General features: G+C 60.8%; 8 protein-coding genes. 3 read left to right on the forward strand and 5 right to left on the reverse strand.

Annotated features, from left to right (window positions below; genetic code table 11):
- The 4 genes from JCM12296_RS51005 to JCM12296_RS29390 form a co-directional block, all read right to left on the reverse strand.
- Positions 1–244 (reverse strand): pyruvate formate lyase family protein (locus JCM12296_RS51005; protein ID WP_218188346.1); only part of this gene is annotated, 244 nt, incomplete at its 3' end.
- Complete coding sequence (locus JCM12296_RS29380; RefSeq protein WP_281492194.1) at positions 229–630, reverse strand: pyruvate formate lyase family protein; 402 nt, start codon at positions 628–630, stop codon at positions 229–231. The genes JCM12296_RS29380 and JCM12296_RS51005, both read right to left, overlap by 16 nt.
- Entirely contained in the window at positions 528–2,075 is a 1,548-nt protein-coding gene (locus tag JCM12296_RS29385; RefSeq protein WP_054700449.1) for a pyruvate formate lyase family protein, read from the reverse strand. Before JCM12296_RS29385 ends, JCM12296_RS29380 begins: the two co-directional genes overlap by 103 nt.
- 71 nt (positions 2,076–2,146) lie before the next feature.
- Positions 2,147–2,818 carry a hypothetical protein gene (locus JCM12296_RS29390; protein ID WP_054700451.1) on the reverse strand — a complete coding sequence of 224 codons (672 nt, stop codon included), beginning with the start codon at positions 2,816–2,818 and terminating at the stop codon, positions 2,147–2,149.
- Positions 2,819–3,059: 241 nt separating this feature from the next.
- Between JCM12296_RS29390 and JCM12296_RS29395 the strand changes: the two genes are divergently transcribed.
- Positions 3,060–3,350 (forward strand): hypothetical protein, encoded by a 291-nt coding sequence (locus JCM12296_RS29395; RefSeq protein WP_157068002.1) that lies wholly within the window; start codon positions 3,060–3,062, stop codon positions 3,348–3,350.
- Here the strand turns inward: JCM12296_RS29395 and JCM12296_RS29400 are convergent.
- Complete coding sequence (locus JCM12296_RS29400; protein ID WP_054700454.1) at positions 3,334–4,554, reverse strand: hypothetical protein; 1,221 nt, start codon at positions 4,552–4,554, stop codon at positions 3,334–3,336. The genes JCM12296_RS29395 and JCM12296_RS29400 overlap by 17 nt on opposite strands.
- A gap of 434 nt (positions 4,555–4,988) precedes the next feature.
- Between JCM12296_RS29400 and JCM12296_RS29405 the strand changes: the two genes are divergently transcribed.
- Positions 4,989–5,672 carry a TetR/AcrR family transcriptional regulator gene (locus JCM12296_RS29405; RefSeq protein WP_306304159.1) on the forward strand — a complete coding sequence of 228 codons (684 nt, stop codon included), beginning with the start codon at positions 4,989–4,991 and terminating at the stop codon, positions 5,670–5,672.
- A gap of 320 nt (positions 5,673–5,992) precedes the next feature.
- Positions 5,993–9,280 carry a fused isobutyryl-CoA mutase/GTPase IcmF gene (gene icmF, locus JCM12296_RS29410; protein WP_054700456.1) on the forward strand — a complete coding sequence of 1,096 codons (3,288 nt, stop codon included), beginning with the start codon at positions 5,993–5,995 and terminating at the stop codon, positions 9,278–9,280.
- Positions 9,281–9,555: the final 275 nt, after the last annotated feature.

A 9,555-nucleotide genomic window follows, 5' to 3' on the forward strand; every position in this document is an offset into this window, starting at 1 on the left:
CCGGGGTGATGCCGCTGGCAAAAAGCTCGCCGGCCTTGCGGCCGTTGGGCATGGCGCCGCTGATGCCGCCCAGCCCGGCATGGTTGGTCATGGTCCAGTAGGCCGGTCGGTAACGTCCGCCCCGGTAGTTGGTGCGGGACTGGTAGGTGTGGAAAAGGTGCCCGATCAGGTTCTGGGCGTTTTTGCGCGCAATGGGATGCTCCGTGCCGAATTTGGGCGTCCGGTTCTTCAGGTATTGCCGCAGCTTCTCCCCGTCGCGCCGCCGAAATCGTTCTCGATGGCCTTCACCAGGTCGGTAAAGCTGACACGCTGGTCCATGAACACGGCGGACTCGATGGCGTTCAGGGAATCCACCGTGTCGGCAAACCCGATGTGCGTGGCCCCGGAGGAGTTATAGATCGCACCGCCCCGAATCAAGTCACGGCCGCTTTGCAGGGGACCCTCGAAAAAGGCCGAGAGCAACGGGGACGGCATCATCTCCTGGTGCACGGCACCCAGCATCTCATTGGTCTGCACGGCCTGGTCGATCAGCCAGTCCAACTGCTGCTTGAAGGCTTCCCAGAACGCGGCGAAACTGGTGACCGCCGCGCCCGACGGCGTGACCGGACCGATCTGGGTCGCGCCTGTGATGGGCCGCCGGCCACCGTAAAGGGCCATCTCCATGGCGGCCGACAGGTTGAGCATGATCGAGCTGGAGGCGGATAATCCCGGCCGCTGCTGGCCAGCTCCACGCAGCCGATCACCGCGTAGTCGCGGGCATGGGCCAGCGTCTCCCCCTGGCCGCACAGGGCCTTGATGTTGGCCGCATCGTTGAAAAAGGCCGGTACCGCGCGGGTGTTCAGAATCACCGCGGACACCCGATCCCGATAGGCTTGCGGGTTCTTTTCATAATCATAGCGGGCATTCACATTCGGGTCACGGACCTTGAGCAGCTCGGTAACCCGCAACAGGATATAGGTCAGGTCGTTGACGGCGTCCTCGCCGTCGCGGTCCACCCCGCCCAGGGTGACGGCCGGCACGGTGCCGGCACCCCCGAACATCTCCTCCGAGGCTTCCGGCACCATGATCACGTTGTCGGCGAGTTTCAACCACAGGCAGCCGATCAACTCCACAGCCCCGGCGATGTCCAGCCGGCCGGCGTCCATGTCGCGGCGGTAGTAGGGATAGAGCACCTGATCCAGGCGACCCGGGCTCATGGCCATGTTGATGTTCTCGGCATGAATCCCGACCTGGCAGATCCAGATGGCGTTGACCGCCTCCCTGAAGGTCCTGGCCGGCTGGGCCGGGACCTGACGGCAAACGGCGGCCATCTCGGCGTACTCCCGTTTCAATTCCGGATCGTCGCTGACCCCGGCCAGGTGGTCGGCCTCCTCGGCCAGATGGGTGGCGTATTCGATGATTCCCTGGAGGGCGATCTGGATGGCGCGGTAGAACTGCACGGTGGGTGCATTCTCGCCGCCGGCGGCCTTGGCCGCCTCGGTCTCGCGGGCGGCCGCCTCGGCAATCAGGCCCGACAGTCCTTTTTCCAGCATGGGCACGTAGGTGGGAACGCAGTGGGAAATGCAGCCGGCCTTGCCGGCAATGAAGAAAACCAGACTTTCGAACAGTTTGAGGCAGGCCGGGTTCTCGAAACGGGTTTTGGCCACCTCCAACACGCTGCGGTCCATCCAGAAGGGAAAGATCAGCTGGTTGAGTTCATGGGCATCCTCGGATGACAGAATCTGGGGATTTTTCTGGCGCGTCGAGACCGTCTCCAGCTCGGGCCACAGGGCGAGGGCGAAGAACTCGGGAAACAATGGCGCCCCCAGCGGCTTGCTGGTGGTGGTTCCGGCCAAAAGGTTACGGTCGGGAAAACAGGGACGCTTACGCCGCAGAAAATGGCTGACCTTCTTGGCCTGGCGCAGCTCGGGTGAATCCTTGGGGTCGTCGCGGTACTTGAGGTATTTGGTGACATAACGGGCCCGTTCGATGCAAATCTCGGGCTTGCGGGAAAAGGCCAGCCGACGCAGTTCCGCCAGGCGGGGAAGCCTTTCCAGCGTATATTCAGCGAGTCCGATATCTTTCAATGGTGCCATGGCATCTCTCCTTGCGCTTGCAGTGGTTCCCTGGCCGGGGACGCCCCGGTCGACGATCGGTCCGGGGGTTCTCACCCGAGGACGTCCAGTCCGATGGCCTGCCGATGATACTCCCAGTCGTTGTCCAGCAACAGAAAATAGCCGAACAGTTGGTAGGCGTAAGCATCCGGTGCAACGGACGAGTGGAACGGTTCGGTGAGACACGTGGCGTAAATCAGCTGGCCAAGGAACAGGCCATCGGCGATCTGAACGATTTCATCCAGGCAGGTGCCGATGGGCGCCATCCCCCCGATCATGGGAAAGCGGTAGTGAAATTGAAAAACCGTTTTGGTCTTCCCGGGCCCGTTGTTCATGGGCAGGATGGACGTTTGATGGGCCGCCCCCAGGAAAATGAACCCCACGCGCACAAACGGTGACGGTCCGCTCTCGGCAAGCGCGAGCAACGGTTCTTCCGGCGTGCGGTAGTTCATGTCCAGCATGTGCATCACGGTGTCCGCCGCAATGATGCGGGAATCCTGGATATTGTTGCCGAACACATAGGTGTCGCTGGCCAGGCGACGCCAGAAGTCCTTGTCCGCCGCGCCCATGCCGTTGTCCCAGGGCCCCTGGCGCAGGTGGTCGGCGTAAATGCCCGGCCGATCCCAGTGGTGGCTGGCGTTTTTCTTGACCAGGTCGTAGTGCGGCCAACTGGCCGCATGGGTTTTCAGCGCCCGGACGTTCGGGATAGCGCTCGGCCAGGTCATCGCTTTCGTCGAGCAGCATGCTGAGCTTGCGGCCACTGACCCGTTCGAAGGATTTACCGGCCCAGGGGAAGATGAACCGGCCGATGCCGGCCCAGACCTGGTCGATCAAATTCGGCGCATGACCGGCATGGTGGAAGCCCTCGGCCAGTGCTGCGGGAAGAAGCGCCAGCTCGTCGACGGACCGCTCCCAGGCCGCGCGCAGGGTGTCGCCGAAGCCCCAGTGCAGGTTCAGGGTCGCCCCGTGATAATAGTCGAATGCTTCCAGCGGCTCCGGGGCGCCGTACCACTGGCGATCCGGCAGCCCGCTGAAGCGCACATTAAACCCCTGGCCAAGACCGCCCTTAAAGCAGCCGTTCTCCACCGTGGGGGCCACCCCGCGGCGAAAGAGCCGGTTCAATTTTTCAAAGTGGGCCAGGTGGTCTTCGTAGCGCGTCTGGGCGCTGATCTCGCCCTGGATGCGCTGCAGCATCTGCAGGATGGACTCGCCGTCCCGGAGCAATTCGGTAACATCGCCGTCATCCGGCCGCGTTGAGGCTTCCAGGCAAAAGGTGGTAAATTTCTGCTGAAGGGCCGCATCGGCCTGCCAGCCGGTGCGCCAATCGTTGATGCGACCGCCCACGGCCCCCGACCGGGTCCCGTGGGGCAGCGGCGGCGCCTGGTCGTACCCCAGTTCGGCATATCCGACTTCGCCGGGATGGGGGCGCAGGAAGGCAAAGGCGTCGTCCGCATAGGCCTGCCGCGCCTTTTTTCGTATCGATCATCAGAAAGAAACCGTTGTTCTGATACCCGTAGTCGTCAGGGGGGGCAGACGCATCGTACGCCTCCCCGAGGGTCAGGGCACCCGCTCCGGGAATCAGGCCGGACAAAAGATCAATGGTCCCCAGGCTGTAGTGGCGCGTGGCCATGACCAATTGCCCCAGAAAAACACCCTCGTCGATCTGGACCAGCTCGTCGATCAGCCGGGTCATGGGATAGACCGGATGCAGGGCCGGCCAGCGGTAGTTCAGTTGGTAGACCGGTTTTTCATTCATGGATGCGACGATCGAATGGCCGGGTTGCGCCAGAAAAATACCGCCCGTGTGCGTGTAGGGGATGGCCTTTTCCTTCTCCAGATTATCGGCCAGGATGACGCTGTCGAATTCCCCGGCCTCGACAGACAGGGGACGATCCTTCAGGTTCCATAGGCGGGTGAGCACCGGCAGGCCGGCCAGTTGCAAGAGCGAGGGATTGTGCGGCTGGCGGAAGAAATTACGGCCGATGCGGGTCGTCGCCGGATCGAAGGCCGCCACGGTCGCCGGGTGGTTTTCACATTTTTGGGCAACGGTCTCCGGAGCTACCGGTTCGAAGGTCTTCCCCATCCAGATGCCGGACTTCCCGAAGGTGAGGTTCCACAGGCTGGCCATCCACTCGAGCCGGGCCAGGGCGGAGCGGCCCGTGCCCAATCGATCCGCGGCCGGCGCCAAGTAGTCGCTGTCCCGGATGGAAATGGAGACCCCGATCATGGGGCCGTCCAGGGGCGCGGCGGTGCCGCATTTGAACAGGGTCATCAACTTCTCGTTGATGGCATCCCATTCATCCTTGCGTCGGTTGTCGGCAAGGATTTGCTTATAACCGGCCAGCATGGGAAGCATGCCGCTGCGGCCATCCCGGGCGAGGATCGCATCCAGGGCGTCGCCCAGTTGCCCGGCCGCCTTGGCGCCTGCCGGGAAATGCTCACGGTTGAGAAATCGGGTCATGGGAACCGCCTTTCGGAGATTACAAGGGGTTAGGCTGGGTGAAAACGGCGCATATAAACCCATTCATCGCAGGTAAAACCCGTACTTCAAGTCGAATGAGAAACGTAAAAAGAAAGGTCGCGATCCGGATGAGAACCGGTCCATCCTAATTGGTGAACCGCTGTTTTGGAATGTTACCGCGTCAATGCCACCCGCAACGCAGTGCCTCGGGGATGGGCCGCCGCCAGCTCCGCCCACACGCAAGTCGCATGAAATACGGGACGATTCTATTTATTGCTACCACTGATCGCACAAATCGGTCAAGACTCGAATGGCGAAGACTGAAGCCGGCTCACAATTTGTAGTTGACAAAGCAAACCGAAGTCGCTTAAATCATACATACGACTGAGCGTTCGCTCGGTTTTTTTTCGATAACTGTTTTAACTGGCGATGCAGTGTCCATCCAGAATCGTCACTTCAAGGTGTTGCCCATGGTTGCCCCCAAAGGCCAAGCCAAGGAAATTCCGACCCTGGTAAAAAATCAGGCGCTGGTGGAACAACGCCGCCGGCAAATCGTCGATGCCGCGGTGAACCTGTTCATTCAGAACGGTTTCCACAAAACCACAACACGTCAGATCGCCCAGGCGGCCGGCATCTCCATCGGCTCGCTGTATGAGTACATCGCCACCAAGGAGGATGTGCTCTACCTGGTGTGCGACGCCATCCACGCCGAAATCGAGCATGGGGTGGCCGAAGCGCTGGAACGGGCCAAAAAGGGAAACAACCCTCTGGCGGAAGTGATCCGCGAGTACTTCTTGGTCTGCCACCAGATGAGCGACCACATTCTGCTGATCTATCAGGAAACCCAATCCCTGCCGGACAAATGGCGACGCGTGGTGCTGGAGAACGAAATCCGCATCACCGGCATTTTCACCCGCGTGCTGGCCAACCTCATGGCGGTGGGCGCGCTGCCGCGGATCGCCTCGCGCCAATTGGACCTGGTGGCCCATACGATCTCCGTGCTGGGTCATATGTGGACCTTTCGGCGCTGGTTTCTGGCCAATCATTACAGTATCGATGAATATATCGCCTTTCAGACCCAGAACATTCTGGGCATGTGCCGGGAGAACGCCCAGTAAGCCGCAAACACCGCCCGATCCGCATCGCATCCGGGAATTTCGCGGAAGATTTCGACGAGCACCCAAAAGAGGGCTTGAATACGAACGCGATTAAATAAATAATGCATGCCCGGAAAACGGCGGGAGCACATTTTGCACCGCACGCTCCGGGGGAATATCAATCCCAATCGTTTCGTTGATGCTGCGACCTGAATTCGTCGCCCGCCATCACAGCAGCTTTCAACCGCGAATCCCGCAGGACCGCATCGGCCTGATGGGGGATTCAAAGAAAGCCACCCGCTCGGCGGCGACCATCACCAGGACCAGCCACAGGAGGATGCATGAACGATTCCACCCAGGTTTACCGGCCCCAAAACAACGTACGCGTCGTTACGGCCACTTCACTTTTCGACGGCCACGACGCCTCGATCAACATCTTCAGGCGCATCTTGCAGAGCACGGGCGTGGAGGTCATCCATCTGGGCCACAACCGCGCCGTCAAGGAGATCGTCGATGCCGCCATCGAGGAGGATGCCCAGGGCATCGCCATCTCGAGCTACCAGGGCGGCCACATGGAATTCTTCAAGTACATGGTGGATCTGTTAAGCGATGCCGGCGCGTCGCACATCAAGGTGTTCGGCGGCGGCGGCGGCGTCATCGTGCCGGATGAGATCAAGGAGTTGGAAACCTACGGTGTGGCCAAAATATACACGCCGGAAGACGGTACGCGCATGGGCCTGCAGGGAATTATCAACCACATGGTCCAGCTGATGGACTTCCCCCGGGCGGATGAGACGCACCTCTCCCTTGACGATCTGACTGCGGACAACAAGCTGCGCGTGGCCAATCTGATCACCACCCTGGAACAGGCCAAGGCCAAGGAAAACGGCCACCTGGCCCAGTTCCGCGAAGCACTCATCGACCATATCGGCGATCGCAAGGTGCCGGTCATCGGCATCACCGGCACCGGCGGTGCCGGCAAGTCCTCCCTGACGGACGAATTGATCCTGCGCCTGCTTCACGACCTCAAGGATATCCGCATCGCCATCATCAGCGCCGACCCCTCCCGGCGCAAGACCGGCGGCGCCCTTTTGGGCGATCGCATCCGCATGAACGCCATCGGCAACCCGCGGGTCTACATGCGTTCCATTGCCACGCGCCGCTCGCATACCGAAATCCCCGACGCCCTGGCCGAAGTGCTCGACCTGGTCAAGGCCGCCGGCTATGATCTGGTCATCGCCGAAACCGCCGGCATCGGCCAGGGGGATTCCCATATTATCGACATGGTGGATCTCTCCATGTATGTCATGACCAGCGATTTCGGTGCGGCCTCCCAGTTGGAGAAGATCGACATGCTCGATTTCGCCGATCTCGTGGTGGTCAACAAATTCGAGAAGCGTGGCGGCGAGGACGCCGTGCGTGATGTCCGCAAACAGGTGCAGCGCAACCGCATGGTTTTCAACCGGTCGCCCGACGACATGCCGGTGTTCGGCACCATCGCCTCCAAATTCAATGACGACGGCGTCACCGCCCTGTACCATGCCCTCCTGGACACCATTAAGGACAAAACCGGCGTCGCCTTTACATCGCGCCTGCCACGGCCGGCCGCCAAACAGTCCAGCTCCAAAACCATCATCATCCCCCCCGAACGCACCCGCTACCTGGCCGAGATCGCCGAAACCGTAAGGGCCTACCACCGCGATACGGAAAGCCAGGCAGAAGCGCTCAGGCGAGTCTGGCACCTGGAGGAGACGGCCCAAGCCCTCAGCGGAGAAGGACTCGACGGCGGCACCGGTGACCTGATCACGCGCCTCAAGCAGGAGATCGACAAGGCCCGTGCCGATCTGGATGAGGACAGCGAAACCCTGGTCAAGGAATGGGAGACCACCCGTGCGGCCTACTCCGGCGACGAGCTGGTCTACACGGTGCGTGGCCGTGAAATTCGCGTACCGCTTTATACCGAGTCCCTCTCCCATCAGAAAATCCCCAAGATCTCCCTGCCGCGCTTCACGGACCCCGGCGAGATCTACAGCTGGCTGCGACGCGAAAACCTGCCCGGCTATTTCCCCTTCACCGCCGGCGTCTTCCCCATGAAACGCGTGGGCGAGGACCCGACGCGCATGTTCGCCGGCGAAGGCGATCCGGCACGCACCAACCGGCGTTTCAAGCTGCTCTCGGCAAACAGCGAGGCCAAGCGGCTCTCCACGGCGTTCGACTCGGTAACCCTGTATGGCTACGATCCGGACCGCCGCCCGGACATCTATGGCAAGGTGGGCAATTCCGGCGTCAGCGTCTGCACCCTGGACGATGTCAAGGTGCTCTATGGCGGTTTCGAGCTGTGTGCGCCCAACACCTCGGTTTCCATGACGATCAACGGCCCGGCGCCGATCATGCTGGCCATGTTCCTCAACACGGCCATCGACCAGCAGGTGGAAAAATACACCCAGGAAAACGGCCACGCCCCCTCGGCCGAGCAATATGATAAAATCAAGGCCATGGTCCTGGAGAACGTGCGCGGTACCGTCCAGGCCGATATTCTCAAGGAGGATCAGGGCCAGAATACCTGCATCTTCTCCATCGATTTCGCCCTCAAGATGATGGGCGACATCCAGGAATATTTCATCGCCAAGAATGTCCGTAATTTTTACTCGGTCTCGATCTCCGGCTATCATATCGCCGAAGCCGGAGCCAACCCGATCAGCCAGTTGGCCTTTACCCTGGCCAACGGGTTTACCTACCTTGAGTACTACCTGTCCCGGGGAATGCCCCTGGACAGTTTCGCGCCCAACCTCTCCTTTTTCTTTTCCAACGGCATGGACCCGGAATATACGGTGATCGGGCGGGTGGCCCGCCGCATCTGGGCCGTGGCCTTAAGGGAGAAATACGGCGCTTCGCTACGCAGTCAAATGCTCAAGTACCACATCCAGACCTCGGGACGCAGCCTGCACAGCCAGGACATCCAGTTCAACGACATCCGCACGACCCTCCAGGCCCTGTGCGCCATCTACGACAACTGCCAGAGCCTGCATACCAACGCCTTCGACGAGGCCATCACCACCCCCACGGAGGAGTCGGTGCGCCGCGCACTGGCCATCCAGCTGATCATCAATCGGGAGTGGGGACTGGCCAAGAACGAAAACCCCTACCAGGGCAGCTTCATCGTCGACGACTTGACCGACCTGGTGGAAGAGGCCGTGCTGATGGAATATGACAAGATCACCGCCCGCGGCGGCGTGCTGGGTGCCATGGAAACCGGCTACCAGCGCAGCAAGATCCAGGAGGAGTCCATGTACTACGAGATGCTCAAGCACACCGGCGAGTATCCCATCGTAGGCGTCAACACCTTCCGCGATCCCCATGCCGACGGTGCCGATATGCTGGAGGGTGCATCCTGTATCGACCTGGCCCGGGCAACCCCCGAGGAGAAGGAATCCCAGCTTGAGCGGCTGGCCGCGTTCCAGTCCCGCCACGCGGACCAGGCCCCCGAGGCCCTGGCGCGGCTCCAGAAAGTGGCCCTTTCCGGCGGCAACATTTTCGCCGAACTGATGGAAACGGTCAAAACCTGCAGTCTGGGGCAGATTACCGGCGCGCTGTATGCCGTGGGTGGGCAGTATCGGCGGAATATGTGATGGAGAGTGTTAAGTTTACAGTTTTACGTGTTAAGCGAGGGTAGGTTGTCTATTTTAACCTATAATCGGCCCCGATCCGCTGCTTAACACTTTACACTTAACACTTAACACTAAAATCAGCTATTAGGCATCCGATGGAACACTGGCCGAGCCAGCAGTTCATCGATTTAAGGAGATAATATGAAAGAGGCAGTTATCGTCAGTGCCGTACGAACGCCACTGGGCGCATTCAACGGATCACTGACCGGCATCGGCGCCACCGACCTGGGCGCCTC

Origin of the sequence: Desulfosarcina cetonica JCM 12296, from assembly GCF_001311845.1 — a bacterium.
Classification (GTDB): domain Bacteria; phylum Desulfobacterota; class Desulfobacteria; order Desulfobacterales; family Desulfosarcinaceae; genus Desulfosarcina; species Desulfosarcina cetonica.